This is a genomic window from Natronobiforma cellulositropha (assembly GCF_025629245.1).
Classification (GTDB): Archaea; Halobacteriota; Halobacteria; order Halobacteriales; family Natrialbaceae; genus Natronobiforma; species Natronobiforma cellulositropha.
On the sequence record NZ_JANZXN010000004.1, the window covers coordinates 1 to 26,357 of the forward strand.

Here is a 26,357-nt window from a genome sequence, read left to right on the forward strand (position 1 = left end):
CGGAGTATCCACCGTTAGGAGAAAGTCGCTCGCGTGGTGGTTCGGCATGAGCCGAGACCCCCAACGTGAGGATTCCCGCGCCTTTAGGCGCGGTGAGGATGTCAATGCGCCCTGGGACGAGTGGAACCACATTCTGAAGCTCGATCCGGACAAAGACCTCCCCGACGGCGTCACCTACGGCGATCTGTGTGCGACCGGGACGGACGCGATCGAGATCGGTGGCACGATGGGGATGACCGAAGAGAACATGACGGCGGTGATCCAGGCGTGTGCCGAACACGACGTGCCGCTCTATCAGGAGCCGTCGAACCCAGGCGTCGTCGTCGACGACGAGGCGCTGGCGGGCTACCTCATCCCGACGGTGTTCAACGCTGGCTCGCCGTTCTGGATCACCGGCGCGCACAAGGAGTGGGTCCGGATCGACGGCGACTTAGACTGGAATCGCACCTGGACCGAGGCCTACATCGTCCTCAATCCCGAGGCCGACGTCGCCACGCTGACCGAAGCCGACTGTGACCTCTCACCCGACGACGTCGCCTCCTACGCGACCGTCGCCGAGCGGATGTTCGGTCAGCCGATCGTCTACGTCGAGTACTCCGGGATGCTGGGCGAGGAGTCCGTCGTCGCGGCCGCGAGCGAGGCGCTCTCTGAGTCGACGCTGTTTTACGGCGGCGGCATCCGCGACTACGACTCCGCCTACGCGATGGCCAGCCACGCCGACGTGATCGTCGTCGGCAACCTCGCCCACGACGAGGGTGTCGAGGCGGTCCGCGAAACCGTCGAGGCGGCCAACGACGCCTCGGCGGACGCCCGACCTGAACTGTTTTAGACCGGCGGGACGGACGGGAGCTATGAGCCTCGTCGCGGACTTCGAACTCACCTCGTCGAACCTCCTCCTGGGACCGACCCTCGAGGAGTGCCCCACACTCGAGGTCACCCTCGAGCGCCAGTTCGCGCTCGACCCCGACCGGCCGATCTCCTTCTGCTGGATGGCCGGTGTGCAGCCACCGGTGCTCGAGGAGGTGTTCGAGCGCGACGGGACGGTCGCGACGAGCGAGCGACTCGAGACGGCGGACGAGCGGACCCTCTACGCGCTGACCGAGTGCGGCGAGGAGAGCGTCGGTACCTACCGGCGCTGGGTCGCTCTCGGCAGCGAGTTGCTCGAGGCGTGCGTGAGCGCGGGTGGGTGGGAGTGTCGCATGCGCTTTCCCGGTCGGGACGCGCTCGCAGCCTACCACGAGTACCTCACAGTGCAGGGCGTCGGCTTCGACTTACACCGCCTCGCCACCGGCGGCGACTCGGTGGACGGGGCGATACTGACCCCGTATCAGCGGAACGCGTTACGCACCGCCTACGAGCGCGGGTTCTTCGACGTGCCGCGCGGGTCGACGCTCGAGGAAATCGCGGCGGAACTCGGCATCTCGGATCAGGCGCTGAGCGAGCGGCTTCGGCGCGGACAGTCGCGGCTGGTCGAGCGCCACGTCCTATAGTGCCCTCCCAAGCGCCGACTGGTGAGTCGAACCGGTACCCGCCAACTGGATCGACTCATCGGTTCAGGCTTGGAAAGCCACTGGTCACTTCGAGCGCTGGGGACCGTCGCCGACACCGGAGAGCGCACCGACGAGCAGGCGTTTCACGGCGAGGACGAAATCGCGCGCGACGGGTGCGCCGTCGGCGAGCCACAGCAGGAAGGTGAAGACGGCGAGACCCACCTGGAGCCACATGTACGTCGAGAGGTCGCCCGCGAGCAACGCCGCCGAGTAGTCGCTGAACAGCCTCGAGAATCCCTCGACGATGCCGTGGCCGTGTGTGTCGGGGACGCTGTCGACCGGCCAGAGCATCAGCTCCCACTGGACGACGCCGCGGACGGCGTAGTGGTGGAGCACGTCAGCCGGGAGGTGGAGGAGGTAGCCCAGACCGAACGCGAGCCCGGCGCGCGAGCGACCGGCCGCTCGAGCGAGCAGGCCGACGCAGATCGCGAGCGGCAGGGCGAAGAATATCGAGTGGCCGAGCGCGTAGCCGGTCTCGAAGACGCCGTACTCCCAGGCGAGGGGTTTGTCGATGAGGTCGGGCAAGACCGACGCGAAGACGACCGCGAACGCCTCGAGTCCACCGGGGGGTTCGCGGAACACGACCCGACTGACCAGTGAGTAGACGAGGTAGCCGACGATGGCGTGCTCCCAGGGCCACATAGCTAGCGCGAGCGGTCTCGGCCGGTTAGTTATCCCGTTGTTTCGACCGGGTAGGTAGCGGTTTCCTCACGGTCGTGGCTGCTCGCGGCCGGTGACGAGCCGGTACAGGTCGGGGAGTGCGTCGGTCACGTCCGCACGGTGGACGACCGTCGCCACCCCGTCGACCGGCGTCTCCTCGAGCGTGAACACGGCGACCGTCGCGCCGTTCCGAGCGGCCAGCCGCGGGAGCGAGGCGGCGGGTTCGACCACCAGCGAGGAGCCGATGGCGAGGAACACGTCGCAGGTGCGCGCGAGTGTCTGTGCGCGCTCGAGTGAGTCGTGTGAGAGTGTCTCACCGAAGAGGACGACGTCGGGTTTGTAGACACCCCCACAGTCACAGCGCGGCGGCGTCTCGCCAGCCGCGACGCGCTCGAAGGCAGGCGCGGCGTCGGCCCGACCCCCACAGGCCGTGCAGACGACGCGGTGGGCGTTACCGTGGAGTTCGACGACCGATTCGGCCGGGTCTGTGTCGGGACCGCCGCCGTCGGGCACAGCCGCGGCCGCCCCGAGGTGTAGGCCGTCGGTGTTCTGGGTGACGATTGCCTCGAGGTGGCCCGCACGCTCGAGGGCGCAGAGCGCCTCGTGGGCGACGTTCGGTTCGACGGGGGCGCCGAACATCGCCCGCTGGAGCGTCAGCCGGTCGTTCCAGAAGCCCGCGGGGTCGCGCTCGAAACGGCCGGAGGTAAACTGGCCGGCGTCGAACTGCTCCCAGACGCCACCTTCGCCGCGAAAGGTCGGAACGCCCGACGGGGCGGAGATACCCGCACCGGTGAGGGCGACGACGCGCTCGGCGTCGCGGATGTCGGCGGCGAGTCGCTCGAGCGCGTCCATACGCTGGCATCGGCTGGGGCGGGCAAAAACGCTCGGACCGATAGCGCGTCGTACGGAACGCTAGCGCATCGTCTCGGCGTAGACGGCCATCAACGCCGCTTCGATGCGCTGGAGGTGTTCGCTCACCGTGCCCGTCGCGAGGTCGAGGGTCTCGGCGAGTTCGCGCTGGGTGGTCCGGCGCGGCACCTCGTAGTAGCCCTCACGGATCGCCACCGCGAGCAGTTCGCGCTGTCTCGCCGTCAGCGACCTGGCGAACGCGTTGGCTGTCGGATCGTACGCGCCGATCCGCCGGAGGTCGACGCCGATGCCGTCCGGCACCGCCGCGACCGCGCGTTCGATCGCTCCGGTCGACCCGACGACGGTCACCTCGAGTCCGCGCGTCGACCCGGTCTCGAGAATCGGCAGCGGCCACTCGAGAACGATCTCGTGTTCGTAGAGGACCGCGAGCAGATCGTCGACGAGACCGACGGACCGAAACCGAACCGAGGCGACGGCGCGTTCGTCGGTACCGGCAACGTTGTAGCCCAGAACGTCCGGCGAACTCTCGAGCAGCGCTTCGGCGCGCGCCACGTCGCCGCGGAGTTCGAGAAGCTCGAGGTACATCGACCCCGGGAGCGGACTGATGTCTCGAACCGCGGTGACGGTGACGGCTTCGGCCTGCCGAAGCAAATCGTCGACCGGGTGGATGCCCCGGTCCCCCCACGTCAGCGCGACCGTCGCGTATCTCATGGCTCGGGGGAGGCGAGGCTGAATAAAAAGCACCTAGCATGCTCGTACACAGAGATAGACGGCTCGCACCCGTCGAAGCGAGTATGCCCAACCAGCCCACGCCGACAGGCACGCGTCGACCACCCGGCCCCTCGGGGCTGCCAGTTCTCGGCAACCAGCTCGCGTTCGTGCGCGATCCGTACGGATTCGTGACGCGGACGGCGCGTGAGTACGGCGACATCGTGAGCTGGGACGACCCCGCCGGGCCGGTCTACCAGCTGAACCACCCCGAACACATCGAGCAGGTGCTCGTGCACAACAACGAGTCGTACGTCAAAGGCGAGCAGTTCCAGACCATCCTCGGGCCAATCACCGGAAACGGCATTCTGAACAGCGAGGGAGCACTCTGGCGACGCAACCGCCACCTGATCCAGCCCGCGTTCCACCCCGACCGGATCGAAGAGTACGCGACGATGATGACCGAGGTGACCGCGGAGGGTCTCGAGCGCTGGCGCGATGGGCAGGTCCGTCCCATCCACGAGGAGATGATGGAGCTAACGCTGAAAATCGTCGCCCGCGCGCTCTTCGGCGTCGACATCGGCGAAGACGTCGACACCGTCGGCTCCTCGCTCGAGGCGTTCATGCTCGCCTCCGAGAACCTCGCACACCTGGTGTTGCCGCCGTGGGTGCCGACGCCCGCTCGCCGAGAGATCCGCCGCGCCCGCGAACGCCTCGATACCGTCGTCTACGGCATGATCGAGGAGCGGCGGGCGAATCCGACCGAGCGGGACGTGGTCTCGAAACTGCTCGAGGTGAGCGACGAGGCGGACGTCACCCTCACCGACGAGCAGATCAGAGACGAGGTCGTCACCCTCCTGCTGGCCGGCCACGAGACGACGGCGCTCGCGCTGACGTTCACCGCCTACCTCCTCTCTCAGCACCCCCACGTCGAGGAGAAACTCGTCGCCGAACTCGAGGCGGAACTCGACGGCGAGACGCCGACGATGGCCGACCTCGAGCGGCTGACCTACACCGAGCAGGTCGTCGAGGAGTCGATGCGCCTCTACCCGCCCGTCCCCGGTATCATCCGCGAGGCCGTCAAGCCCGACGTCATCGACGGCTACGTGATTCCGCCGGGTGCGACGGTTCGAATGCACCAGTGGGTCGTCCACCGCGACCCCCGCTGGTACGACGACCCGCTGGCGTTCCGCCCCGAGCGCTGGGACGGCGACCTCGAGTCGGAGCTGCCGAACCTGGCGTACTTCCCGTTCTCGGCGGGTCCGCGCCGGTGTATCGGCGACCGCTTCGCCATGCTCGAGGCGCGGCTCATGCTCGCGACTATCTACCAGCAGTTCCACCTCGAGTTGGTCCCCGGCGTCGACCTCGACCTGCTGGCGACGATCACCGCACGGCCGACCCACGAGATCCCGATGACGGTCTACCGGCGCTGAGACGGCCCAGCTGAGTTGGCCACGCGGGGAAAAAGACACAAGTACACAGAAGACGAACAATAGAGACACAGATGGGGAGCAAAACGATCAGTCTTCACGAGGAAACCTACCGGCGACTCGACCGGGAAAAACGAGCCGACGAGAGCTTCAGCGACGTTGTCGACCGCCTGCTCACGGGCGAGACGGAGAACCCACTCCGAGAACTGATCGGTCTCGTCGACGAGGAGGAACTCGAGCGAGTCCGCCACCACTCCGACGCCTTCCGTGAGGACGTCGACGCACGCTTCAGTGACCGCGACGACGCGCCAGTGGAGGAGTGATGGTCCTCCTCGATAGCTGTTTCATCATCGACCTCCTCGATGCGGACCCCGGCGCGGTCGAGAAACTCAACGAGTTCGCGTGGACCACGGCGTCAGTGTCGACGCTCACCGTCACCGAAGTCGGCCGGGGACTCACGCCCACCGATCAGGAACGGTTCGAATCGATCGTGAGCCGAATCGACGTGTTGCCGTTCGGACTCGAGGAGGCGAGGCGAGCGACGCGCGAACATCGTCGACTTCGGCGCGAGGGACGACAGATCGGGACCGTCGACCTGCTAATCGCTTCGACGGCCATCGAGGCGAACAAGACGGTCGTCACCAGAAACGTCGGCGAGTTTCGCCGAACGAGTGCGTCGGTGACGCCGTACTAGGCCGGCAATCGCGAACCACTGCGCTTACGTTTGGGCCTCGAGAACGCGAACGTATGCAGGACAGAACCTACACTGCCGAGGCCGAGCCAGGCGAGACGGTCACCGTCGCTGGCTGGGTCCACGAGGTGCGCGACCTCGGAGGCATCGCCTTTCTGATTCTCAGAGACACCACCGGACAGATCCAGGTCAAGTTCCAGAAAGACGAGATGGACGAGGACTTAGTCGAGACCGGTCTCGGCGTCTCTCGAGAGAGCGTCATCACCGTCACGGGTGCGGTCGAAGAGGAGCCACGCGCGCCGACGGGCGTCGAGATTACCCCCGAGTCGGTCGAGGTCGTCGCCGCCGCCGACCCGGAACTGCCGCTCGACCCCTCCGGGAAGGTCGACGCCGAAATCTCGACGCGCCTCGACAACCGCACGCTCGACCTCCGCAAGGAGGAGGTGCAGGCGATCTTCGAGATCCGCGCCGAGGCGCTCGCCGCGATCCGAGCCCACTTCCGCGAGGTCGGCTGTACGGAGATCAACACCCCGAAGATCGTCGCCACGGGTACCGAAGGCGGCACCGAACTGTTCCCGATCACCTACTTCGGCCAGGAGGCATTCATGAACCAGAGTCCACAGCTGTTCAAACAGCTGATGGCCGGCTCGAGTCTCGAGCGCGTCTTCGAGATCGGTCCCATCTTCCGCGCCGAAGAGCACAACACCCCCCGACACCTGAACGAGGCGACCTCGATCGACTTCGAGGGCGCGTTCTGTGACCACCAGGAGGCGATGGACGTCGTCGAGGGCGTCGTCAAAGCCGCCTACGAGGCTGTCGCCGAGGAGTGCAGCGAGGAACTCGAGACGCTCGGCCTCGCAGACGAGTTCGAGGTACCCGAGGAGGCGTTCCCCCGACTGAGCTACGAGGAAGCCATCGAGCGGATCAACGCGACGGGTGAACTCGAGGAGCAGCTCGTCTGGGGCGACGACCTGCCCACCGAGGGCGAGAAGGCCCTCGGTGAGGACGTCGGCACCCACTACTTCATCACCGACTGGCCCAGCGAGATCAAGCCCTTCTACATCATGGACCACGAGGAGGACGAACAGCTCTCGACCGGCTTCGACCTGATGCACCCACGGATGGAACTCGTCTCCGGCGGCCAGCGCGAACACCGCTACGAGGAACTCGTCGACGGCTTCGAACAGCAGGGGCTCGACCCCGACGCCTTCGAGTACTACACCAAGATGTTCAAGTACGGCATGCCACCGCACGCTGGCTGGGGTCTCGGCGGCGAGCGCCTCGTGATGACGATGCTCGGTCTCGAGAACATTCGGGAGGCTGTGTTGTTCCCGCGAGACCGTCAGCGACTCAGTCCGTAGGACTGGTCGCTGACCGTCGAGCGGGAGCTCGTTGGACGAGCAGCGCGAGTCCAACGGTGTTCCCGCGAGATCGTCAACGTCTGAGCCGTAGGCGAAGACGTTGAGAGCCAACGAGACTCACGAGTGCGGTTGCGAGTTGAGCCTCGTCAGATTGTCAACGTCTGAGCCGTAGGCGAAGACGTTGAGAGCCAACGAGACTCACGAGTGCGGTTGCGAGTTGAGCCTCGTCAGATTGTCAGCGATTGAGTCCCTGACGAAGTCTCTGAGAGCCAACGAGAAGAGCGAAGCGACTCTCGTCAGATCGTCAGCGACTGAGTCCGTAAGACTGGTCGCCGACCCTCGAGCGATCACTCTCGTGCGGCTGCCTCGAGTAATTCGTCGGCGCGTACGCGGAGTTCGCCGGTCATGTGGAGTCCGTTCGCGTCGAGGCGGTGGACGAGTGATCGCGCGTCCGACAGCGCGTAGCCGTCCTCGACGGCGCGCACGATCACACCGATCGTGCCGGTGACCGTCGCACCGAACCCTCGAGTGACCGTCCGAACCCGTCTGTCGTCGGAGACGACGCCGATGGGGCGACCGTCGTCGGTGGCTGCGAGTACGTCCGCGAGGAGGCGCACGTCGCCGTTTCGGGTGCGCTCGTCGAGAACCGCCATCGACTGCTCGAGGTACGCGTCCTCGACGGCAGCCGATCGGACACACAGGTCGGTCTCGAGGAACCGTTCGAGGGCGGTCGCAGCGGGTTCGGTCGTCACCTCGGCGATAACTGCTGGCGGTATCTCGGGGGTGGCGTCGAAGACGGCGAGTAACTCGAGTTCACCGACCCCTCCGAGCGCGATAGCGGTCGTCGCATCGACCAGAATCCTCATAACTCACGTGCAGCATCTGCATCGGCGCTCAGGTCGTCGGGCTGTAGGTGTGTCGTGAGGTTTCGCTCCCGTGCGATCTCGAGCCACTCGGCGATGCTCACGCCAGCGATCCGTGCCGCCTGGTTAACCGAGGCATCCCCGCTCTGGTAGGCTTCGATGGCTCGGCGCACCCGGAGTTCGGCCAGTCCCTCGCCGAGTGCCTTGCGTATCGTCGTACTCCGGTCGAGACCGAGTAGCTCGGCGACCTCCTCGAGTTCGTCGGCTTCGTCGTCGGGGAGCCGGGCGCTGATCGCAGGCATGTATACACTGTATTACACCGAGTACATGCATAGCTGTTTCGGCGCGTGACGTGGTCACCGAGAACACTTGAGCGCGATCCATATCAGAGCGCGCCGGTCGTCGGCTTCGAACGGTACGTCTGAGCACGTGTCTGGTGGGCAGGGCCGTGAGGGAAGCGTTGCGTCGGTGGCCAGCGGTCTCGAATCCGGCATCTTATAGCCGGTCGAGCGAAACGACGGCACATGGTGGACGAGGCGACGGTGTTCGTTCCGGGCCACATCACGGGCTTTTTCAGCGCCCATCCGGACGACGACCCGACGAAGGCGGGCTCTCGAGGGGCCGGACTCACCCTCACCGACGGCGTGGAGGTGACGGTACGGCCAGCGGAGGCGTCGGAAGTGATTCTCGAGGGGAGCGCCGGCGAGGCGAGCACCGGTCCCGTCGAGATCGAACCGGTCGAGACGGTTCTCGAGACGCTCGCGGTGAGCGCCCGCGTCGAGGTCGCGGCCGACCTCCCGCTCGGGGCTGGCTTCGGCGTCTCGGGGGCGGTAGCGCTCGGGACGGCGCTCGCGGCCAACCGCGTCTTCGACCGGCGGCTCTCGACGAACGAACTGGTGACCATCGCCCACGCGAGCGAGGTCGAGGCCGGGACCGGACTCGGGGACGTCGTCGCCCAGGCCCACGGCGGGATTCCGATCCGACTCGAGCCGGGGGCACCGGCGCACAACGCACTGGATTCGATCCCCGAGCGAGCGCGCGTCGAGTACGTCTCGTTCGGCTCGCTCTCGACCGCGGAGGTGCTCTCGGGCGATACCGAGGCACTGAGTGCGGCCGGAGCGAAGGCGCTCTCGCGGGTCGTCGAAGAGCCGACGCTCGCCTCGTTCGTCTTCGCCTCGAGACGCTTCGCCCGGGAGGCGGAGTTGCTCACGCCGGCCGTCGTGGAGGCGCTCGAGCGGGTCGCGGCGGCGGGCGGGCAGGCGTCGATGGCGATGCTCGGCGACACGGTCTTCGCGCTCGGAACCGGGCTCTCCGATGCGGGCTACGAGCCGTCGGTCTGTGCGACCCACCCGGCTGGAGCGATGTTCGTCTGAGCCGAGCGGCGCGTGTTCCGTCACACCTATTTTCCGACCGGCGAAAGGCCGGGTGTATGTTCGAGCGCCTGCGCGCACGGTTCGCCCGAGACGATGGCGAGAACGAGGAAGCGACGGCGGCCGGGCGCGAAGCGCTCGTCGGGCTCTTCGTCGACGGCCCGAACGTGCTACGCGACGAGTTCGACGTCGACCTAGACGACGTGCGCGAAGCAGGCGAGGAATTCGGCCAGGTGAGCGTCTGTCGGCTCTACCTGAACGAACACGCGACGCCGGGACTCATCCAGGCAGCGGAGGCCCGCGGCTTCGAGGTCGTCGTCACGAGCGGCGACGTCGACGTGCGACTCGCTGTCGACGCGACCGCACTCGTCACCGACGACACCCTCGACGTGCTCGCGGTCGTCTCGCGGGATACGGACTTCAAGCCGGTGCTCGAGTACGCCGGCACCTACGGGACGCGGACAATCGCCATCGCACCGGGAAGCTACGGGCGTTCGGACGCGCTGCGCAACGCCGCAGACGAGGCGCTGACGCTCGGGCCGTGACGGCCATCGGCGCGGCGACGGCCGCCACGCTGTCGGAAGAACGGAGGCTTTTCACGTGCCGACGACGCACTCGAGCGCATGAGCGAGGAGTTACGGCGGCCGGTTCTCGACAACCACCTCCACCTCGATCCCGACCACGGGCGGGGACTCGAGGCGGTCGAGGAGTTCGCCCGCGTCGGCGGCACGCACCTGCTGGTCGTCAACAAGCCCTCCTGGCACCTCGGGGTGGCGGCGGGTGAGGACGGCCGCGAGGGGTTCGAGGCGGTGTTCGAACGCACGCTCGAGATCGTCGAGGCGGCCTCGGACCTGCTCCCGGGACGGGCGTGGGCGATCCTCGGTGTCCACCCGGGGCTGGTCTCGCGGTTAGTCGAAGACGGCCACAGTGGCGCGGAGGCGGAGACGATCATGAAGACGGGAATCGACACCGCGGCGGGTTACGTCGCCGACGGACGGGCGCTCGGGCTGAAGTCCGGGCGGCCCCACTACGAGGTGCCGGAGGGAGTGTGGGAGGCGTCGAACGCCGTGATGCGGCGGGCGTTCGAACGCGCGGCCGACCTCGAGTGTGCGGTCCAGTTGCACACGGAGGCGAGCGAGGACCTCACCGAGGTCGCCGCGTGGGCCGAGGAGGCGGGTCTCCCCGCCCACCGGGTGGTCAAACACTACGCGAGCGGCCGGCTCGAGGGTGTGACGCCGAGTGTGATGTGTGAGAGAGACTGGCTGCTCGAGGCGGCCGACCGCGGCGAGCCGTTCCTGATGGAGACCGACTTCATCGACGACCCCGACCGGCCGGGTGCGGTGCTGGGTCCGAAGACGGTGCCGCGGCGGGTGGCGTGGCTGCTCGAGGAGGGCCACGAAGCGGCGGTCGAGACGGCACACGTCGAGACGCCGAAGCGGGTCTACGGCATCGACACGGTGGGGACGCTCGAGAGTCCGTGAGAGGGCGGTCGGACCGGGCAGGTGGCCAGTTCGGCGAGTGTCGACGAGAGCGGACAGATCCGCCTCGAGAGAGGTTCTACAGAGGATCTGTGCGATTGCAGCCGCCGCACGGTAGAGAAAGGCATTTCAAGCGGCCGGTGTAGGTGTGAGTATGAGCACTCCCCCTACCGAGTTCTATTCGGCGGACCGTTGGCAGAACTGGATCGACCGCATCGACGACGAGGAGATCGATCCGGAAGACGAGTCGTCGGCCCGCCTGCTGTTGAACCTCCAGGACGATACCGCGATTGCGGTCGCGAAGATCGTCTCCGCCTACGACGACGGGGAACTCGACGAGGAGAGCGCGCTCGAAGAGATCGCCGAGGTCCGCGACATCGTCCTCGCGGAGGTCGACATCGACGACGAGGAGAAGGCGATGCTCGTCGACGGTGTCCAGACGAGTCTCGTCTGCGTGTTCGTCGCCGCAGAGGAGTTCATCGTCGGCGGACCCGCAGACGAGGCGAGCGTCGAAGAGTACGTCAGGGCGGCGGCCGACGCGGAGGCCGAAGAGGACCTCGACAGCGCGCTCGGCTACAGCGCGCAGGCGGGGACGCTCGTGATCGACGGCGACGAACTCGACATCAGCGTCGCCGAGGAGTTCGAGTACGGTCTCGTCACGGAGTGGGTCAACGGTCTCGACAGCCTCCAGAGTGCGATGAGCGATCCCGAACTCGTCGAAGAAGAAGGGTAAGAGTGGCTCTTTTCGGCCCTCGGTGGCCAACAAGCGTTTAACCGGCGCTGACGATCAGCGTCTATGTCACGTCCGGGCGACGAGCGTGCCGTCACCGTCCAGATCGGGGCGGTGTTGTTGCTCGCGATTCTGATCGCGACGCTCTCGCTCTATCAGGTCAACGCCGTCCCCGACCAGACGTTCGACGCGGAGTTTACCCACCACCAGGGAACGCTCGGTGATCTCGTCGAACTGCGCGACGCGATCGGCGACTTCGACGCCCGCCACGAACGCGGCGTCCCGGTGAGCCTCGGGACCCAGTACCAGACGCGCGTCGTGGCCATCAACCCGCCAGCACCCGCCGGCGAGATTGCGACCTCGGAGCCGAAGGCAGTCCGGGTCGAGAACGCCTCCGTCGACGACCCGACCGTCGCGGACATCCTCGAGAACCCTCCGACGACGCGGCTGCTCGCCTACGAACCGGGCTACAACGAGTACGACGCGCCGACGACTGTCCTCGAGCACGGTCTGCTCTACAACCGCTTCGACGGGGCGAGCGTCACGCTCGAGGAACAGACGGCGATCGGCGAAGAGCGCATCACGCTCGTCTTCGTCGACGGGAACCTCTCGCGGGCAGCCAGCGGAACGGTCTCGGTCGCGGTCGAGACCATCGGCGGGCCGAGCGACGAGCGGCGACTCGAGTCCGACGGCACCGGCAACGTGACGATCACGCTGCCGACGCGCGCCGAAGCGCGCTGGGAGGCGTCGGTCGGCACCACCTTCGACGCTGGTGTGGCGAACGCTCGCATCCTCCCCGACGGCGACGAGGGGACCGTCACGGTCGAACTCGCGGACGAGTCCTACGCACTGCAGGTGGCGCAGGTCCGCGTCGGCGAGGGAGGCGAGCGCGACGAGCGCTTCGACGAGGCGCGGGCGGGCGAGGGCGGAGGCGGGGAGACTGGCGGAGACGGCGGGTCCGGTCCGTTTGCGGTCTCGTGGGCGAGCGAGGAGGTGACGGTGGTGGAAGGCGAGAGCGAGACGCTCGAGGCGCTCGTCACCGACGCCGAGACGGGTGAGCCGGTCGCGGCGGCGGGAGTCGACTTCTCGAGGAGCGGCGCGGCGATCAGCTTCGAGGGCGATTCGAGCGCCGAGACCGACGAGGACGGCGTCGCGAGCGTTACCGTCACCGGCGAGAGCGAAGGTGAGAGCGCAGTGTTCGCCACCGTCTCTGGGGGGCACGCACGGGCGGGCGTCACCGTCGAGGCGTTCGAGCCACCGACCGACGAGCCGTACGTCGACGTAGCGATCACGGGCACGAACGCGCCGGTCGAGGCCGGGTCGGTGCTCACCGTCGACGCGACGGTCGAGAACCGCGGTGAGGCGGGGAGCCAGACGGTGACGCTCGAGACGGACGATGGCACCGTACGCGACAGCCAGACGGTCACCCTCGACGGCGGTGAGGTGAGGGCGGTGACGCTCGAGTGGGCGACCGAGGCGAGCGATGCGCGCGACGAGGAGTACACAGTCACCGTCCGGAGCGAGAATACCCAGGACTCGAGGGCCGTCCGGGTCGACGCGAGCGCCATCGAGGACGGATCGGTGTTCGCCGTCGCCGCAGCGGAACTCGAGAACAACCAGCAGATCGATACGACGGTCACGCTCGAGACCGACGAGGGGAGCCACGAGATTCGCGTCCTCCTCGTCGACCAGCCCGGCGGCGGCGCGGCGGGCAGCGACGGCAGCGGCTGGCAGACCAAACGGGTGTTCGTCGACGGCACCGTCCTCGAACTCGAGACGGCGGCGGCCGACGACATCGCGGTGAACCTGGCCGCACGCGACCTCTTGGACGAGGATACCTACGTCGGTGGCGACACCTCGATGCTCGAGGGAATCCGCGAGGCGGTCGACGGCTCGAGCGAGTTGCACGAACAGACCGACGAGGGATCCGTCGGTCTCACGGTGACGATCGAGGAGCGAAGCGGGGCGTAGCCGGCGACGCGCGTCTCGACAGGTGTCGAAACCTCGAACGACACTATCATGTAGCGTCCCCCGTAGGTATGGTATATGACCGCCGTCGGAATCGACGCCGTCGAGATCTGGACCGGAAAGCTCTCGCTCGACCTTCCCGGGACGTTCGCCCCGCAGAAGGGAGAGGACCCGGAGAAGTACACGAAAGGGCTCGGTCTCAACGCGAGTTCGTTCCCGGACAGCTACGAGGACATCGTCACGATGGCGGCCAACGCCGCCTACCGGCTGATGGAGCGAAAGGGACTCACCCCCGACGACATCGGCCGCATCGACGTCGCCACCGAGAGCGCCTTCGACAACTCGAAACCGGTGTCGACGTACGTCGCAGGCTGTCTCGAGCAGGTCTACGACGGCGACTTCCACCACGCGAACAAGGGTGAGCGGAAGTTCGCCTGTATCGCCGGCACGCAGAGCTTAGACGACGCCTACAACTGGATCAAAGCGGGGCGCAACCGTGGCCGTGCGGCGCTCGTGATCGCGACCGACACCGCGCTCTACGCCCGCGGCGACGCCGGCGAGGCGACCCAGGGGGCGGGTGCCGTCGCGATGCTCATCACCGAAGAGCCGAGCCTGGTCGAACTCTCGACCGAGCAGGGCTACGGCAGCGCCGACGAGACGGACTTTCTCAAACCCAACCAGCAGTTCCCCTCCGTCGACGGCAAGCGCTCGGTGCAGGTCTACCTCGCCCGCATGCGCGAGGCGCTCGAGGACTTCGAGAGCGTCGCCGGGGCGAGCCACCCCGACCAGTACGCCTACATCCCGTTCCACACGCCGTTCCCCGGGATGGTCCGGAAGGCGGGCTTGCTCGCCTACCGCCACATGATCCGCGATACGGCCATCGAAGACGACCTCGCCGACGAGATCGGCCGCCAGCCCCGCGAGGAGGCGTTCGACGACGCCGACGCCTACCACGAGGCAGTCCGCGAGTACATGGACGCGCTGAAAGGGACCGAGACCTACCAGGAGTGGTACGCGGAGACCATCGATCCCACACTCACCATCTCTCGAGAGGTCGGCAACTGGTACACCGGTTCGGTCCACGTCGCGCGTATCAGCGCGCTCAAACACGGCTACGAGAACGGCCTGGATCTGGCGGGCAGCAAACTCCTCGTCGGCTCCTACGGCAGCGGCGCACAGGCAGAGGGTCACGCAGAGACCGTCTGTGAGGGCTGGCACGAAGAACTCGAGGCGCTCGACATCGACGCCCGACTCGAGTCGCGCTACGACCTCACCTGGGAGGACTACGAGGAGATTCACGACGTCCACAACCACGACCTGGACGTCGACATCGACGCGCGGACCACGCCCGAAGACGAGTTCGTCTTCGACGGCTGGGGCCGCATGGGCGAGCGCAAGTACCGCTTCGCCGAGTGAGCAGGCGACGCTGCGGCCGCCCGTTCCAGGCGAAACCACGCCAGTCATTACGCCCCTCCCGCTAGTACGACCATCGTGAGATGGACTGGTTTCGGTGCTGGTGGAGAGCGGAGAGTGACCGACGGGCGAACGGGGCGAGGTGAGTGAAAGTGGGCAACCCAGAGGCGAACGGGAGTCCCTACGCCCCACACACGGCAGCGGAGACGGCGGCGATGTGTGAGGCAGTCGGCGTCGACTCCGTCGAAGAGTTGTTCGACATTCCCGACGACGTCAGATTTTCGGACACGTTCGGCATCGAGGCGCGAAGCGAGCGCGAGACGCGCGCGCTCGTCGAGGGGATGCTCTCGAGAAACGACGACCTGACCGAGCTGCTCGGCCGGGGCCACTACGGCTACTACGTGCCGTCGCTGGTCGGCCACCTCGCCGACCGGTCGGAGTTTCTCACCTCCTACACGCAGTACCAGCCGGAAGTCTCCCAGGGGTTCTTACAGGCGCTGTTCGAGTACCAGTCGCTGCTCGTCGAACTCACGGGACTCGGAGTCGCAAACTGCTCGATGTACGACGCGGCAACCGCCCTCGGCGAGGCCGCGACACTCGCCGCGCGCCTTCGCGCCACGAGCGGCCACCGGGTGCTCGTCCCCGACATCCTCAGGGCGGGCAGACGCGCCACGCTCGAGAACTACGTCGCCGGCACCGACCTCGTCGTCGAGACCTACCCCACGACGGCGTCGACGGTCGACCTCGAGGCACTCGAGTCGGTCTGTGACGAGGACGTGGTGATGGTCTACGCCGAGACGCCGACGGTTCGCGGCGCGATCGAAGAACGCCTCGGTGCGGTCGGCACGCTCGCGGACGAGACCGACGCGCTGTTCGTCCTCGGCTCCGATCCGGTCGCGCTCTCACTGCTCGAGCGCCCGGCGGACGTCGGCGCGGACGTGGTCGTCGGCGACGCGAGCGTCCTCGGGCTGGGGACGAGTTACGGGATGGGCCTGGGGCTGTTCGCCACGCGCGAGCGCTACCTCCGGCAGGTTCCCGGCCGCCTCGTCGGCGCGAGCGAGGACGCCAGCGGACGGCGCGCGTTCACGCTGACGCTCCAGACGCGCGAACAGCACATCCGCCGGGAGCGGGCGACGAGTAATATCTGTACGAACCAGGCGTGGGTCGCCCTCCGGAGCGCGATGCACGCGTCGGTCCTCGGGCCGACCGGACTCGCCGAACTCGCCGCGCGCGGCGTCAGACGCGCCGAATCGCTCGCGGAACGGGTCGACACTATCGACGGCGTCGACGCCCCCGTCGACGACCGCCGCCACATGCGCGAGTTCGTCGCCCGAACGGAGCGGCCCGCGAGCGCCGTCGCGGACGACCTCACGGAGCGGGGCTTCGCCATCCACGTCGTCGGCGACCACGAGATTCAGGTCTGCGTCGCGGGCGTCACGGACGCCGCACTCGAGCGCTTCGTCGACGCGCTCGCGGAGGTGGCGCGATGAGCCGAGACGGGGACGGACGGGAGACACAGGAGGGAGGGGCGGAGCGGACGCCCCACGGCTACACGGACTACGAGCAGGCGCGCTGGACGCAGAACGGCACCTACGAACCGCTGCTCTCGGAGAAGGATTCGACGCGCGTCGAAATCGGCGACGACGTCGACTCGCCGCTGCCCGAGGGACTGACGCGCGAGGAACTCACGCTCCCGCAGCTTTCGGAACCCGAACTCGCACGCCACTACACGCGTCTCTCGCAGATGGTCTACGGCATCGACACGGGTCCGTACCCGCTCGGCTCCTGTACGATGAAGTACAACCCGAAGTTCACCGAAGACGTCGCCGCCCTCCCGGACGCGGCCGTCCACCCGGACCGGAAGGCCGAGACGGTCCAGGGCACACTCGAGGTGCTCTACCGGTTACAGGAGTACCTCGGACGGATCGGCGGGATGGACGCCGTCAGCCTCCAGCCACCCGCCGGGGCGGCCGGCGAGTTCGTCGGCATCCGCGTCGCGGCGGCCTACCACGCCGACAACGGCGGCGAGGAGCGAACCGATGTCATCATCCCCGAGAGCGCCCACGGGACCAATTTCGCGACCGCTGCCCTCGGCGGCTACGACGTGGTCTCCTTGCCGAGCGACGAGGGTGGTCGGGTCGACCTCGGCGCGCTCGAGGCCGCGCTCTCGGAGCGGACGGCCGCGCTCATGCTGACGAACCCGAACACGCTGGGGCTGTTCGAACGCGACATCACGCGGATCGCCGAACTGGTCCACGACGCCGGCGGCTTGCTCTACTACGACGGCGCGAACCTGAACGCGCTGCTCGGCCGTGCCCGGCCGGGCGACATGGGCTTCGACGTGATGCACTACAACGTCCACAAGACGTTTGCGACGCCCCACGGCGGCGGTGGGCCGGGTGCCGGACCCGTCGGCGTCGTCTCGGAACTCGCGCCGTACCTGCCCGCCCCGCGGGTTCGCAGACGCGGAGACGGTAACGACGCGAGCTACGAGCTGTTCGATCCCGAGTCGACGATCGGCACGGTCCACGGCTACCAGGGTAACTGGCTCGTCCTGCTGAAGGCGTTCGCTTACATCGCCCGCCTGGGCGACGAGGGTCTCACCGACGCGAGCGCGAAGGCCGTCCTCAACGCGAACTACCTGGCGAGCAGGCTCGAGTACGAGGTCCCCTACGGGCCGTTCCACCACGAGTTCGTCGCGAGCGCGGGCGCACAAGACGCCGCCGACGTGGCCAAACGCATGCTCGACTACGGCGTCCACCCGCCGACGACGAAGTGGCCGGAAATCGTCCCCGAGGCGCTGATGACCGAGCCGACGGAGGTCGAGAACAAGGCGAGCCTCGACGACCTCGCCGCCGCGTTCAACGCGGTCGCGAACGAAGAGCGAGAGACACTCGAGCGTGCCCCCGAGCGCACGTCCGCGCGACGGATCGACCAGGCGAGCGCCGCGCGAGAGCCGCGGCTGTCCTGGCACGCACTCGAGGATCGTTAGTCGAATCCCCAGACGAGGTCGGCGTCGGCGCGGCGGGCGGCGTAGGCGTCTTCGGCCCAGCGAACGGCCTCCGGGCTGGTGTTTCTGATGACGCCGACCGGTCCACCCTCGCCGTAGACGGTGACGCCCGCGTGGTCGCGTTTCCCGCCGCCAGCGATCCAGATGGCGAAAGAATCCTCGATGTCGGTGACGTACAGCGAGCCACCGCCGGTCTCGAGAATCGCTCGCAGTCGCTCGCGTTCGTCGTCCCCGAACGAGTCGAACAGGGTCGCGTCGACGACCAGTTCGCAGGTCAGGCCCCCGTTGTCGACGGAGTCGCCGATGTCGTCGAAGAACTGGGAGAAGACCGCGGGTGCCGTCCCCGTCAGCGAGCGCGCCTCGTAGACGAGCGTCGCGCTCCGTTCGAACGCCCGCCAGGGCGCGTCGGGGTCCGGTCGGTCGACGCTCGCACCCCGGAGCAATCGCAGGTCGAGCGCACCCGGCTCGAGCGTCTCGAGGATCGGTGCCGCCTCGGTGATCGTCTCGAGGTCAGCCAGGTACGACTCGTGGGCGTCGTAGGCGAGAGCGCCACAGCCGGTGACGCGGTAGGTCGATCCGGCGTCGATCCGTTCGATACAGCCGGTCTCGAGGAGTTCCGACACCGCCCGGTCGACCGTCGAGCGCGAGACTGCCGTCTCTGTGGCGAGTTCCGGTTTCGTTCGTGGCTCCTCGAGGAGGGTCTCGAGCACCTCGTATCGCGTGGTGAGTGTCCGGTGCATCGGATCGATCGTCCGCCTCGAGTACGGTGAGAGAGGGGAAAAGACCGGTGGCCGCCGACGGCGGCACGGTCGGTGTAGCGATCAGTCGTCCTCGAGCGCGTCGGCGATGCGCTGGAGCTGTCGGGTGACGTCTCGGACCTCGTCGCGAAGCTGTCTGACCTCGCGGACGAGTTCCTCGTCACCGGTGGACTCGCCGCCGGGACCGCCCGGGCCGCCACCCATCATCCCGCTCATCATCTGAGCGAACGGGTTGCCACCGCCCATGCCGCCGGGTCCGCCCGGGCCGCCCGGGCCACCGAAGGGGTCGCCACCGCTCTCTTCGGCCTCCTGGGCGCGCTTCTCGCGAATCTCCTCGACACGCTCGCGGAACGTCTTCTCCTCACCGCCGTTCTCCTCGGCGTCGCTGGTGTCCTGTACGTCGTCCTCGGGGGTAGAGTCGCCGTCGTCGCTCATAGTTCGAGTTCTCTGTGGTCTCGGAAAAGGGTTGCCATGTCTACGGTCAGCCGAACGATCCGAGCGACGACTGGAGACGACGGGCCGAGGTCGAGCCGTCGGCTTCGTCCGCGAGTTCGTAGCCCACCAGGTCGCGCATGTCGACGCCGTAGGCCGTCCCCGCGCGCTCGAGGACGAGCAGTCGGCCCTTGACCCCGCGGACGGTCCCCGACGCGAGCGTCTCGCGAACCGGCTGGCTCGAGAGGTCGAGTCCGTAGGAGAGCGTGTGGCGCTCGAGGACCTCGAACTCGTCGAGGAGCGCCTCCCAGGCGGTCTCGTCGACCTCGGTCGCGAGACTCTCGAGTTTCGCGTCGGTGCGAACCCGGTCGATCAGGTCGGGGCGCGTCGCCAGGTCGGTCTCGAGTTCGCGGGCGATGCGGCCGTCGGGGACGCTGTGGATCTGGACGCCGCGGTCTGCGCCCTGCTCGCGCAGGCGCGTCTCGAGTCGCCACTCCTTCGTGACGCCGACTTTGAACGTGTCGGGGGCGAACGCGGCGAGGTAGACGGCGTGCGGTTCGTGACAGTCCATCTCGTCTTTCAGACAGGTGCCCGTACACCGGGCACACACCCAGGTACTCGTGTGAAACGAACAGTAGGGAGCCGACGGCCGATCACAGTCGCGGTGGCCATCACCGTCGAGGACGCCCGCACAGTGGCGCTCACCGAGAGTGTAGGCGAGTTCGTCGCCGGATTCGAGCGAGATACGCTCGAGTTCGTCACCGCTCACCAGGAGTGTGCGTCCGCGCCCGCTCGGTTCGTAGCCGACGACCTGCACGGCCACTGGTAGCACGTGTCGACGCATACGTGTGGCGTTTTCACACGATATTAGTTTCAGCCGCCTGAACGGTGACGAAACGTTTAATTGCCTTCGGAAATAACACGTGGTTGCTGTCCGAAACTTGCGGTTACGGCTATCACCATTCCCCGTCGCGCGTGTGGCCCCAACGCGACGCATCCCCCACTCCCGCTTTCCCGACGCCCCCTTTGCGGGACCTATACACCGATCGGACAGCCCAAACGTGCACTCCTCCGGAGCCAACGCGTTACTCGAGTAGTTCGACGAGATCCGACGCGGCGGCGCGGACCGACTCGTCGCTGCTCATCGACGGCTCCCAGATGGTCGAGAGTTTCTCGATGGAGAGGCGCATCTTCGGGACGTCGCCGGTCCAGCCCCGGTCGCCGCCGGTGTGTTCGTACGTCGGCTCGAGACCCATCTCCTCGCTGACGATGTCGGCGATGCGGTCGACCGAGGTGGTCGTCCGGGTGCCGAGGTTGTAGGTGTGCATCGGCCCGGCGCTATCTGGTGAGTCTTCGACGACCCGACGGATGGCCTCGGCACACTCGGTGACGTGCATGTAGGACTTCTCCTGGCGGCCGTCGCCGAGGATGGTCAGCGTCTCGGGATTCGCCTCGAGTTTCTCGACGAAGTCCGGGATGACGCCCGCGCCGAAGCGCGCGCCGACGACGTTCGCGAAACGGAAGTTCCAGACGGTAAAGTCGTGGGAGTGTGCGTAGACCGAGAGCAAGGACTCCTCGGCGAGTTTCGCGGCCGCGTAGATGCTGATCGGCTCGAGCGGGGCGTAGTCTTCGGGTGTCGGCCGCGGGGCCTCGCCGTAGACCGTCGAGGAGGAGGTAAAGACGAGGTTACTGACGCCGACTTCGTCCATCCGGTCGACGATGGAGTAGGTCATCGCGGGGTTCGTCTCGAACTGGGCGCGGGGGTCGTCGGAGTCGACGTACTTGTCGGCCGCAGCGCAGTGGATGACCGCATCGAGGTCCGGGGTAACGACCTCCTCGACGACGGCGGGGTCAGTGAGGTCGCCCTCGACGAACTCGGCTCCGTCGGGAACCGAGTCGGCGAGACCGTTCGAGAGGTCGTCGACGACGGTGACGTCGTTCTCGGCTGTGAGTTGGCGTGTAAGCTCCGATCCGACGAGACCCGCACCACCGGTCACGAGCAATCGTCGATCAACGAGATTCATCGTTCAATCCGATACCAGTACGGAATATGTGTGTTCCGGTTCAGGAAACGGGACTCGATACACCAGCAAAGAGAGACGTGAGTCGAACCTCAGGAACGGACGGTGCCGAACACCGGCCGTGGAGCCGTCTCGAGGGCGTCCTCGAGACGACAGTCGTCGAACAGCGGGTGGTCGAGCGCGGCGACGGTGCCGTCGTCGCGGTCGTACTCGACGAGGTCCGCGTCGACGAGCACCGGGAGGTGGCAGTGGTGAAGCGACGTCAGGAACCGGTCGACGTCGCCATCCTCGGCGAGTTCCGCGGCGAGAGTGCGCCCCTCGAGCGGGCCGGTTCGGCCGTCGAGCCTCGATACGACCGCTCGGCGAACCGGGTGGGCCAGCGCCGCGATGGCGTCGTCCCAGTCGGGACCGACCAGGTCGCGGTAGTCCTCGAGGTCCGGATCCTCGAACGCGTCGTGAGCGCGTGAGGTGACCGTCCTCGACTCACGCGTCCACTCGAGCAGTCCAGCCTCCTGGAGGATGGGCAGGTGGACGTGGACGACCTCGAGGTACACGTCCGCCTGGGTGTCCCCCGCGTCGCGGGCGAGGCGGGCGGCGAGGTCGTCGACGCGCGCCGGCGGAGACCGTTCCTCGAGTAGCGCGAGGATACGTCGACGGCGGTGGTGTGCGAGCGCGCGGTAAACCTCGTATTGTGTCGAGGTACTCGGATCGGCAGCGTCGTGTGTCATCGTAGTTGTCGATTAGTGGCCACCCCCATAGAAGTGGCTCCAAAACACTTTGAGAGGCGATAGAACGAGTGAAAACCAGATATTCGAGTGATTCACGCCGGCGAACTCGTCGCTCGGGAAACGTGGCGTTTCTCTCGAGGCGACGGCCGGAAAGACGTCCATATCGTCGTGGGAGAGAGAGCCTGTAATAAAGCAACATCCAATGTATTTTGGCAGCAGGTTGTAGTAGCGCTGGACGAATAGGTATACCATGCAACAGCCGAACGGGCGGTCGGCGGACATGGCGCACGTCTACAGACTCCTCGGGGAGTCTCGACGCCGGTACCTGCTGTATCAGCTGTTGGACGAACCGTGCGTGACGATCGACGACCTCGCGACGCAGATCGTCGCGTGGGAGCGCGGACAGTCGACCGACGCCGTCGACGAGGAGACCCACCAGCGGGTGTGCATCTCGCTCGTCCACGTCCACCTGCCGATGCTCGCCGACCACGGTGTCGTCGAGTACGACCTGCGCAGCGGTGACGTCGTCCTGACGGACGGTATCGACGAACTCGAACCGATGCTCGAGCAGTTCCGGCCCACCGAAGCGGTCGCCGAGATCAAACAGCAGACCTCGGCGTCGGCGTAACCGACCCCGTTTTCCGATTCAGCCGCGACCCACCCGAGCGGGCGCAAAACGAAATTTCCTAACGAGCGCGCACAGAGCGTAGGGTATGCACGACGAACGCGAGGTAACCGTCCTCCGTCTCGGTCACCGCCCCGGCCGCGACGAGCGGATGACGACCCACGTCGGCCTGACCGCACGCGCCCTCGGCGCCGAGGGCGTGATCTTCCCCGCGAACGCCACCCAGTCGCTCGAGACCGTCGCCGACATCACCGAGCGCTTCGGCGGGCCGTTCGACGTCGAGTTGACCGAGTCGCCGCGCGCGGTCGTCAGAAACTGGGAGGGAAAGATCGTCCACCTGACGATGTACGGCGAGCGGATCCAGGACGTCGAAGCCGAGGTTCGCGAGGCCCACCGCCAAGCGCCGCTGCTGGTCGTCGTCGGTGCGGAGAAAGTCCCCTTCGACGTCTACGAGGCCGCCGACTGGAACGTCGGCGTGACGAACCAGCCCCACTCGGAGGTCGCCGGTCTCGCGGTGTTTCTGGATCGGCTGTTCGAGGGACGCGAACTCGAGCGCGAGTGGGTCGACGCCGACCGCCGGGTGATCCCCCAGGAGACGGGCAAGCGCGTCGAGCCGACAGACGAGGAGTGAGCGGGTCTCAGAGTCGACGGAGTGAGTCGAACGCGAGCAACCAGCCGACGAGCGCCAGGACGCCAGCGAGAACGGAGACGGCGGTTAGTGCAGCGTACGTCATTACCACACCCGCGACGGCTCCGACGACGAGTCCGGGGACCGCAGACGAGAGCCCCAACGCCTCACACCCGGCTCTGAGTCCCGCGAGTACGAGCAGAATGACGACGGCGACGGCACCCGTCCGCCACTCGAGACCATCCGTGAGGACGAACGCGACGAAGACGACGCCCGCGCCGACGAGACCGATGCGGCCGAGTTCGTCCGCGAGCGTGCGCCGAAACGAGAGTGACATGGCTCGAGCGTACGTGCTGGATCACCAAACGTATTGGGCCAGTGCAAAGACCGGGGCGGCCACCCGGGTGAGAACGAACAGAGGGTCGTGTTTAGTTAGGCGAAAAACAACCGACCAACCGCCGCGGGGTGGGACTGAAAGGGGCGTCGCCATCGAGGAGCGAGACGACGCAAGAACCGTAGGACGAAGTCCGAGGATCGCAGCGAGTCGCAGCCCTCGATGGCGGCGGGGCTTTCTGGGCGTTCACGGCCAACGGATCGGTAGATCGAGCTAAACTAAACACCACCGAACAGAGAGACTCAAGAGAGTACGCTGGACAGTCGGCTCAGTCGTGTCGCCGAAGGTCTCGCGCCTCCTGCTGCGTGAGATAACAGCCACAGGAGGCGACGATGGTGTCGGGACCAGTCGCGGTCACCCCCACGACGACGCTCTCACAGTGGGGACAGCGCGGCGGGTTCCACCCCTCGCCACCCCACCGGCCGAGGTCCCCGCTCATCGACGCCTCACCGTCTGTGGCGCTCGAGTTGGTGTGACACGTACTCGAGTGGGTGTGGAGCGTGCTCGAGTGCGAGCGTATCCACTCCGAGAATCGGCGTTTCGCGGGCTGTACAGTGCGTTTGCGAGCCTTTTAAGGTCGCGTGGTTGGTACTGAGTCATGGCTTCAAACCCCGTGGTAGGGTTTATTGGAAGCCACGCCTCGGGTGGGTCTAGCACCCGGGGCACTTTCTGAGCGTGCCCCGACCGGCGTTCGGCGGGCGTCGCTTCCAGCCCAGAGTTTCACGGATAGATACATATAATTTCTGGAAATGGGCGTCGGTGATACGGAGCCGTCCACACCAGGTACACCCGATTCGACGAGGAACTCGAGCGTTCAGCGGACTCTACAGCAGCGCATCACTCCCAGAAGGCACGCTGTCGGTCGTCAATCTCGGAGAGGGCCTGCGAGAGAACGTCACGCCAGTCAGCAGGGTGGGACGCATCCTCGCCAGGTGTCGGTGCGTCCGGTCCTGGATGGACGTGATCACGGCTGTTGTGATCGGAGGGATGTCTGTCCCACCGGTGGTCGAACGCCCCGAGATCGGTGTCTTCGTGGTACCGAATCGAGAAATCGCCGTTCGTGAACCACACCACCTCCAGACGAGCGCCGCGAACCCGGTCCGGGTAGAATCGCTGGTCGTAGACGCAGACCAGACGGTCGGGAGCGAACGGTGGCTGTTCGTCTATCCGACTGAAACGCTCGCTGGTGAGCAACCGCTCTCGGATCGTCTCGAGTCGGTCGAAGTCGACTGGTGCACCGTCCGGCGAATCGGGTAAACAACCCTACCCTACTTCGCTCGGTCTGACGACCTCGCTCGTTGAGGGTCGGGCTTTCGCGTGGACTCCCGTTCTATGGCATCCTCAGATCCTTCGGATCTGATGTGCTGTGCAAGACTACGTCTTGCAAACACCGTCCGTGGTAGCAGGGGGGACGTACTCCCCACTCACGTTCAGCGTCCCGCGATTCAGCGCAACGTCTACGGGTGCGCCTCCGTCGGCTGCGTTTTGCCTCCGACGGAGATACCGGAAACCGATGTTCTTCGCCGCGTTGTAATCCGCGTGGTTCTGGTACCCGCATTTCAGGCACTCGAACTGCTCGCCGTCACGGTTGTCCTCATGAGTACAGCCACACGTCGAACAGCGTTGGGACGTGTGGTTCGGCGGGACTTGCACGGCTTCGACGCCATACTCTGCCGCCTTGTACTCGACGTATTGGAACAACCGACGGAACGCCCACACGTGTTGCCACGTTGCTTGCGGGATGTTCTCGCGGATATGCGTTAGGTCCTCGAAGACGATGTGCGAACAGCCGTATTCGACGGCTTCCTCGATGAGTTCGTTCGCCACGCCATGAAGGTATATCTCGAAGCGTCCGTATTCCTTCCGACCAACGCCTTCGATAGCTTCGTGGGCTGCTCGCGTCCCGGTCTGTTGAAGCGAGCCACGGCGCTTCTCGTACTCCCGACGCCAATGGTTGAACTCATCGGCGGACCAAAACGTGCCGGTGGACGAGACGGCAATGTTGTTCACCCCCAGGTCCACACCGAGGACTGTTCTGTGCTCGGTGTCGGGTTCGGGATCGCCGGCTTCGACCTTCCGCATCGACGCATGAAGGAACCACTCGCCGTCTCGACGCTGTAGGGTCGCCATGCGGAACTCGTAGTCCTCGTCTTCGAGGTACGTCCGTGGATGGCGCTCAGGGTCGTCGGGAAGGATGTAGGCGCACTCAACGCGCCCGTTGACGGTCGAAAGCGAAACGTGGTCACGGGAGAACGTCGCGCTTCGCTTGTCGTAGACCGCGCTATCGGCGGAGAAGTAGGGCTGCGACGTTCGTTCACCGCGCTTCAGTCGTGCGACACCGCTCTTGACGGCTTCGACCGCTCGGCGGACTCCTTTCTGAACGAGGTTCGCGGTAAGGTCGGTTTCGTCCCGCAGTTGGTCGTACAAGGCACGTTCGGCTTTGGCCTTCGAGGTAACGTGGTATCCGTCGTCACCATGCCAACACCATTCGCTCGCGGTGTTCGCACAGTGTTTGAATTGCTCGACCGTCTCGCGGAGGGACGAATCGGCGTCCTGAGCCACGTCGAGCTTGATTACGGCGGTACGACGTTTCACATAACTCGGCGGTGTTACTTAAATATATGGGGGTGGGGCTGCCGAAGAACGTGGATTGTTGCGGAATTGTCGGC

30 protein-coding genes are annotated in these 26,357 nt (G+C 66.6%); 16 read left to right on the forward strand and 14 right to left on the reverse strand.

Translation table 11 applies throughout. The features are described from left to right. Positions 1-46 precede the first annotated feature (46 nt). Both N0B15_RS00690 and N0B15_RS00695 read left to right on the forward strand, forming a co-directional pair. On the forward strand, positions 47-829 hold the full coding sequence (locus N0B15_RS00690; protein WP_263005056.1) for a phosphoglycerol geranylgeranyltransferase: 783 nt from the start codon (positions 47-49) through the stop codon (positions 827-829). Positions 830-851: 22 nt separating this feature from the next. Beyond that, entirely contained in the window at positions 852-1,490 is a 639-nt protein-coding gene (locus N0B15_RS00695; RefSeq protein WP_263005057.1) for a helix-turn-helix domain-containing protein, read from the forward strand. An 84-nt stretch (positions 1,491-1,574) separates the two neighbouring features. Here N0B15_RS00695 and N0B15_RS00700 read toward each other — a convergent pair whose 3' ends face one another. From N0B15_RS00700 to N0B15_RS00710, 3 genes are all read right to left on the reverse strand, one after another. After that, positions 1,575-2,192 (reverse strand): metal-dependent hydrolase, encoded by a 618-nt coding sequence (locus N0B15_RS00700; RefSeq protein WP_263005059.1) that lies wholly within the window; start codon positions 2,190-2,192, stop codon positions 1,575-1,577. A 66-nt stretch (positions 2,193-2,258) separates the two neighbouring features. After that, a complete protein-coding gene (locus N0B15_RS00705) occupies positions 2,259-3,062 on the reverse strand; it encodes an SIR2 family NAD-dependent protein deacylase (protein ID WP_263005060.1) in 804 nt (267 codons plus the stop codon). A 60-nt stretch (positions 3,063-3,122) separates the two neighbouring features. Continuing rightward, positions 3,123-3,791 carry a helix-turn-helix domain-containing protein gene (locus N0B15_RS00710; protein ID WP_263005061.1) on the reverse strand — a complete coding sequence of 223 codons (669 nt, stop codon included), beginning with the start codon at positions 3,789-3,791 and terminating at the stop codon, positions 3,123-3,125. Positions 3,792-3,874: 83 nt separating this feature from the next. Here N0B15_RS00710 and N0B15_RS00715 point away from each other — a divergent pair, with 83 nt between their 5' ends. From N0B15_RS00715 to aspS, 4 genes are all read left to right on the forward strand, one after another. Next, a complete protein-coding gene (locus N0B15_RS00715) occupies positions 3,875-5,221 on the forward strand; it encodes a cytochrome P450 (RefSeq protein ID WP_263005063.1) in 1,347 nt (448 codons plus the stop codon). Between the two features lie 71 nt (positions 5,222-5,292). After that, positions 5,293-5,541, forward strand: a complete 249-nt coding sequence (locus N0B15_RS00720) for an antitoxin VapB family protein (protein ID WP_263005065.1) — start codon at positions 5,293-5,295, stop codon at positions 5,539-5,541. Next, positions 5,541-5,912 (forward strand): type II toxin-antitoxin system VapC family toxin, encoded by a 372-nt coding sequence (locus tag N0B15_RS00725; RefSeq protein ID WP_263005067.1) that lies wholly within the window; start codon positions 5,541-5,543, stop codon positions 5,910-5,912. Before N0B15_RS00720 ends, N0B15_RS00725 begins: the two co-directional genes overlap by 1 nt. Positions 5,913-5,965: 53 nt before the next feature. Further along, on the forward strand, positions 5,966-7,270 hold the full coding sequence (aspS, locus tag N0B15_RS00730) for an aspartate--tRNA(Asn) ligase (protein WP_263005068.1): 1,305 nt from the start codon (positions 5,966-5,968) through the stop codon (positions 7,268-7,270). 347 nt (positions 7,271-7,617) lie between these two features. On the opposite strand, the gene N0B15_RS00735 is transcribed toward aspS, so the two are convergent. Beyond that, a complete protein-coding gene (locus N0B15_RS00735) occupies positions 7,618-8,136 on the reverse strand; it encodes a PIN domain-containing protein (RefSeq protein WP_263005070.1) in 519 nt (172 codons plus the stop codon). Then, a complete protein-coding gene (locus tag N0B15_RS00740) occupies positions 8,133-8,435 on the reverse strand; it encodes a UPF0175 family protein (protein ID WP_263005072.1) in 303 nt (100 codons plus the stop codon). The genes N0B15_RS00735 and N0B15_RS00740 overlap by 4 nt, the downstream gene beginning before the upstream one ends. A gap of 222 nt (positions 8,436-8,657) precedes the next feature. Between N0B15_RS00740 and N0B15_RS00745 the strand changes: the two genes are divergently transcribed. The 8 genes from N0B15_RS00745 to gcvPB all read left to right on the forward strand — a co-directional run bounded on the left by N0B15_RS00745 (position 8,658) and on the right by gcvPB (position 18,084). After that, on the forward strand, positions 8,658-9,506 hold the full coding sequence (locus N0B15_RS00745; RefSeq protein WP_263005074.1) for a pantoate kinase: 849 nt from the start codon (positions 8,658-8,660) through the stop codon (positions 9,504-9,506). 56 nt (positions 9,507-9,562) lie between these two features. Then, positions 9,563-10,048 carry an NYN domain-containing protein gene (locus N0B15_RS00750; protein WP_263005076.1) on the forward strand — a complete coding sequence of 162 codons (486 nt, stop codon included), beginning with the start codon at positions 9,563-9,565 and terminating at the stop codon, positions 10,046-10,048. Positions 10,049-10,126: 78 nt separating this feature from the next. Further along, positions 10,127-10,984, forward strand: coding sequence for a TatD family hydrolase (locus N0B15_RS00755; RefSeq protein WP_263005078.1), 858 nt, complete (start codon positions 10,127-10,129; stop codon positions 10,982-10,984). Between the two features lie 151 nt (positions 10,985-11,135). Next, entirely contained in the window at positions 11,136-11,714 is a 579-nt protein-coding gene (locus tag N0B15_RS00760) for a DUF2150 family protein (RefSeq protein WP_263005080.1), read from the forward strand. 63 nt (positions 11,715-11,777) lie between these two features. Next, entirely contained in the window at positions 11,778-13,682 is a 1,905-nt protein-coding gene (locus N0B15_RS00765) for an Ig-like domain-containing protein (RefSeq protein ID WP_263005081.1), read from the forward strand. Between the two features lie 75 nt (positions 13,683-13,757). Next, positions 13,758-15,095, forward strand: coding sequence for a hydroxymethylglutaryl-CoA synthase (hmgB, locus tag N0B15_RS00770; RefSeq protein ID WP_263005082.1), 1,338 nt, complete (start codon positions 13,758-13,760; stop codon positions 15,093-15,095). A gap of 149 nt (positions 15,096-15,244) precedes the next feature. After that, a complete protein-coding gene (gene gcvPA, locus N0B15_RS00775; RefSeq protein ID WP_263005083.1) occupies positions 15,245-16,582 on the forward strand; it encodes an aminomethyl-transferring glycine dehydrogenase subunit GcvPA in 1,338 nt (445 codons plus the stop codon). Further along, positions 16,579-18,084 carry an aminomethyl-transferring glycine dehydrogenase subunit GcvPB gene (gcvPB, locus tag N0B15_RS00780; protein ID WP_263005085.1) on the forward strand — a complete coding sequence of 502 codons (1,506 nt, stop codon included), beginning with the start codon at positions 16,579-16,581 and terminating at the stop codon, positions 18,082-18,084. The genes gcvPA and gcvPB overlap by 4 nt, the downstream gene beginning before the upstream one ends. On the opposite strand, the gene N0B15_RS00785 is transcribed toward gcvPB, so the two are convergent. The 5 genes from N0B15_RS00785 to N0B15_RS00805 all read right to left on the reverse strand — a co-directional run bounded on the left by N0B15_RS00785 (position 18,081) and on the right by N0B15_RS00805 (position 22,041). After that, on the reverse strand, positions 18,081-18,842 hold the full coding sequence (locus tag N0B15_RS00785) for a helix-turn-helix transcriptional regulator (protein WP_263005087.1): 762 nt from the start codon (positions 18,840-18,842) through the stop codon (positions 18,081-18,083). The genes gcvPB and N0B15_RS00785 overlap by 4 nt on opposite strands. A gap of 81 nt (positions 18,843-18,923) precedes the next feature. Next, positions 18,924-19,295, reverse strand: a complete 372-nt coding sequence (locus N0B15_RS00790) for a hypothetical protein (RefSeq protein WP_263005088.1) — start codon at positions 19,293-19,295, stop codon at positions 18,924-18,926. Between the two features lie 46 nt (positions 19,296-19,341). Continuing rightward, positions 19,342-20,109: a DUF2797 domain-containing protein gene (locus N0B15_RS00795; protein ID WP_263017553.1), complete on the reverse strand. Its 768-nt coding sequence runs from the start codon at positions 20,107-20,109 to the stop codon at positions 19,342-19,344. A 268-nt stretch (positions 20,110-20,377) separates the two neighbouring features. Then, positions 20,378-21,316 (reverse strand): NAD-dependent epimerase/dehydratase family protein, encoded by a 939-nt coding sequence (locus N0B15_RS00800; protein WP_263005090.1) that lies wholly within the window; start codon positions 21,314-21,316, stop codon positions 20,378-20,380. 89 nt (positions 21,317-21,405) lie between these two features. After that, entirely contained in the window at positions 21,406-22,041 is a 636-nt protein-coding gene (locus N0B15_RS00805) for a winged helix-turn-helix domain-containing protein (RefSeq protein WP_263005092.1), read from the reverse strand. A 250-nt stretch (positions 22,042-22,291) separates the two neighbouring features. On the opposite strand from N0B15_RS00805, the gene N0B15_RS00810 reads away from it, so the two are divergent. Further along, complete coding sequence (locus tag N0B15_RS00810) at positions 22,292-22,669, forward strand: DUF7344 domain-containing protein (RefSeq protein WP_263005093.1); 378 nt, start codon at positions 22,292-22,294, stop codon at positions 22,667-22,669. A gap of 85 nt (positions 22,670-22,754) precedes the next feature. After that, positions 22,755-23,297: a tRNA (cytidine(56)-2'-O)-methyltransferase gene (locus N0B15_RS00815; protein WP_263005095.1), complete on the forward strand. Its 543-nt coding sequence runs from the start codon at positions 22,755-22,757 to the stop codon at positions 23,295-23,297. 7 nt (positions 23,298-23,304) lie between these two features. Here the strand turns inward: N0B15_RS00815 and N0B15_RS00820 are convergent, their stop codons facing one another. The 4 genes from N0B15_RS00820 to N0B15_RS00835 all read right to left on the reverse strand — a co-directional run bounded on the left by N0B15_RS00820 (position 23,305) and on the right by N0B15_RS00835 (position 26,283). Then, the gene (locus N0B15_RS00820) at positions 23,305-23,631 is read right to left on the reverse strand and encodes a hypothetical protein (RefSeq protein WP_263005096.1); all 327 of its coding nucleotides are present in this window, start codon (positions 23,629-23,631) and stop codon (positions 23,305-23,307) included. A gap of 325 nt (positions 23,632-23,956) precedes the next feature. Then, entirely contained in the window at positions 23,957-24,127 is a 171-nt protein-coding gene (locus tag N0B15_RS00825) for a hypothetical protein (RefSeq protein WP_263005098.1), read from the reverse strand. Positions 24,128-24,525: 398 nt separating this feature from the next. Continuing rightward, on the reverse strand, positions 24,526-24,882 hold the full coding sequence (locus N0B15_RS00830) for a toxin-antitoxin system TumE family protein (protein WP_263005099.1): 357 nt from the start codon (positions 24,880-24,882) through the stop codon (positions 24,526-24,528). A 180-nt stretch (positions 24,883-25,062) separates the two neighbouring features. Further along, entirely contained in the window at positions 25,063-26,283 is a 1,221-nt protein-coding gene (locus tag N0B15_RS00835; RefSeq protein ID WP_263005100.1) for an RNA-guided endonuclease InsQ/TnpB family protein, read from the reverse strand. Between the last annotated feature and the right edge of the window lie 74 nt (positions 26,284-26,357).

What these genes read in the sequence shown, in the direction of transcription:
- N0B15_RS00690 (WP_263005056.1), top strand. Translation starts at nt 47, where the DNA reads ATGAGCCGAGACCCCCAACGTGAGGATTCCCGCGCCTTTAGGCGCGGT.
- gcvPB (WP_263005085.1), top strand. Translation starts at nt 16,579, where the DNA reads ATGAGCCGAGACGGGGACGGACGGGAGACACAGGAGGGAGGGGCGGAG.
- aspS (WP_263005068.1), top strand. Translation starts at nt 5,966, where the DNA reads ATGCAGGACAGAACCTACACTGCCGAGGCCGAGCCAGGCGAGACGGTC.
- N0B15_RS00745 (WP_263005074.1), top strand. Translation starts at nt 8,658, where the DNA reads ATGGTGGACGAGGCGACGGTGTTCGTTCCGGGCCACATCACGGGCTTT.
- N0B15_RS00765 (WP_263005081.1), top strand. Translation starts at nt 11,778, where the DNA reads ATGTCACGTCCGGGCGACGAGCGTGCCGTCACCGTCCAGATCGGGGCG.
- N0B15_RS00805 (WP_263005092.1), bottom strand. Translation starts at nt 22,041, where the DNA reads ATGACACACGACGCTGCCGATCCGAGTACCTCGACACAATACGAGGTT.
- N0B15_RS00825 (WP_263005098.1), bottom strand. Translation starts at nt 24,127, where the DNA reads ATGAGCGGGGACCTCGGCCGGTGGGGTGGCGAGGGGTGGAACCCGCCG.
- N0B15_RS00695 (WP_263005057.1), top strand. Translation starts at nt 852, where the DNA reads ATGAGCCTCGTCGCGGACTTCGAACTCACCTCGTCGAACCTCCTCCTG.
- N0B15_RS00750 (WP_263005076.1), top strand. Translation starts at nt 9,563, where the DNA reads ATGTTCGAGCGCCTGCGCGCACGGTTCGCCCGAGACGATGGCGAGAAC.
- N0B15_RS00720 (WP_263005065.1), top strand. Translation starts at nt 5,293, where the DNA reads ATGGGGAGCAAAACGATCAGTCTTCACGAGGAAACCTACCGGCGACTC.
- N0B15_RS00715 (WP_263005063.1), top strand. Translation starts at nt 3,875, where the DNA reads ATGCCCAACCAGCCCACGCCGACAGGCACGCGTCGACCACCCGGCCCC.
- N0B15_RS00790 (WP_263005088.1), bottom strand. Translation starts at nt 19,295, where the DNA reads ATGAGCGACGACGGCGACTCTACCCCCGAGGACGACGTACAGGACACC.
- N0B15_RS00700 (WP_263005059.1), bottom strand. Translation starts at nt 2,192, where the DNA reads ATGTGGCCCTGGGAGCACGCCATCGTCGGCTACCTCGTCTACTCACTG.
- hmgB (WP_263005082.1), top strand. Translation starts at nt 13,758, where the DNA reads ATGACCGCCGTCGGAATCGACGCCGTCGAGATCTGGACCGGAAAGCTC.
- N0B15_RS00710 (WP_263005061.1), bottom strand. Translation starts at nt 3,791, where the DNA reads ATGAGATACGCGACGGTCGCGCTGACGTGGGGGGACCGGGGCATCCAC.
- N0B15_RS00725 (WP_263005067.1), top strand. Translation starts at nt 5,541, where the DNA reads ATGGTCCTCCTCGATAGCTGTTTCATCATCGACCTCCTCGATGCGGAC.
- N0B15_RS00815 (WP_263005095.1), top strand. Translation starts at nt 22,755, where the DNA reads ATGCACGACGAACGCGAGGTAACCGTCCTCCGTCTCGGTCACCGCCCC.
- N0B15_RS00705 (WP_263005060.1), bottom strand. Translation starts at nt 3,062, where the DNA reads ATGGACGCGCTCGAGCGACTCGCCGCCGACATCCGCGACGCCGAGCGC.
- N0B15_RS00820 (WP_263005096.1), bottom strand. Translation starts at nt 23,631, where the DNA reads ATGTCACTCTCGTTTCGGCGCACGCTCGCGGACGAACTCGGCCGCATC.
- N0B15_RS00735 (WP_263005070.1), bottom strand. Translation starts at nt 8,136, where the DNA reads ATGAGGATTCTGGTCGATGCGACGACCGCTATCGCGCTCGGAGGGGTC.
- N0B15_RS00785 (WP_263005087.1), bottom strand. Translation starts at nt 18,842, where the DNA reads ATGCACCGGACACTCACCACGCGATACGAGGTGCTCGAGACCCTCCTC.
- N0B15_RS00755 (WP_263005078.1), top strand. Translation starts at nt 10,127, where the DNA reads ATGAGCGAGGAGTTACGGCGGCCGGTTCTCGACAACCACCTCCACCTC.
- N0B15_RS00800 (WP_263005090.1), bottom strand. Translation starts at nt 21,316, where the DNA reads ATGAATCTCGTTGATCGACGATTGCTCGTGACCGGTGGTGCGGGTCTC.
- N0B15_RS00810 (WP_263005093.1), top strand. Translation starts at nt 22,292, where the DNA reads ATGCAACAGCCGAACGGGCGGTCGGCGGACATGGCGCACGTCTACAGA.
- N0B15_RS00740 (WP_263005072.1), bottom strand. Translation starts at nt 8,435, where the DNA reads ATGCCTGCGATCAGCGCCCGGCTCCCCGACGACGAAGCCGACGAACTC.
- N0B15_RS00760 (WP_263005080.1), top strand. Translation starts at nt 11,136, where the DNA reads ATGAGCACTCCCCCTACCGAGTTCTATTCGGCGGACCGTTGGCAGAAC.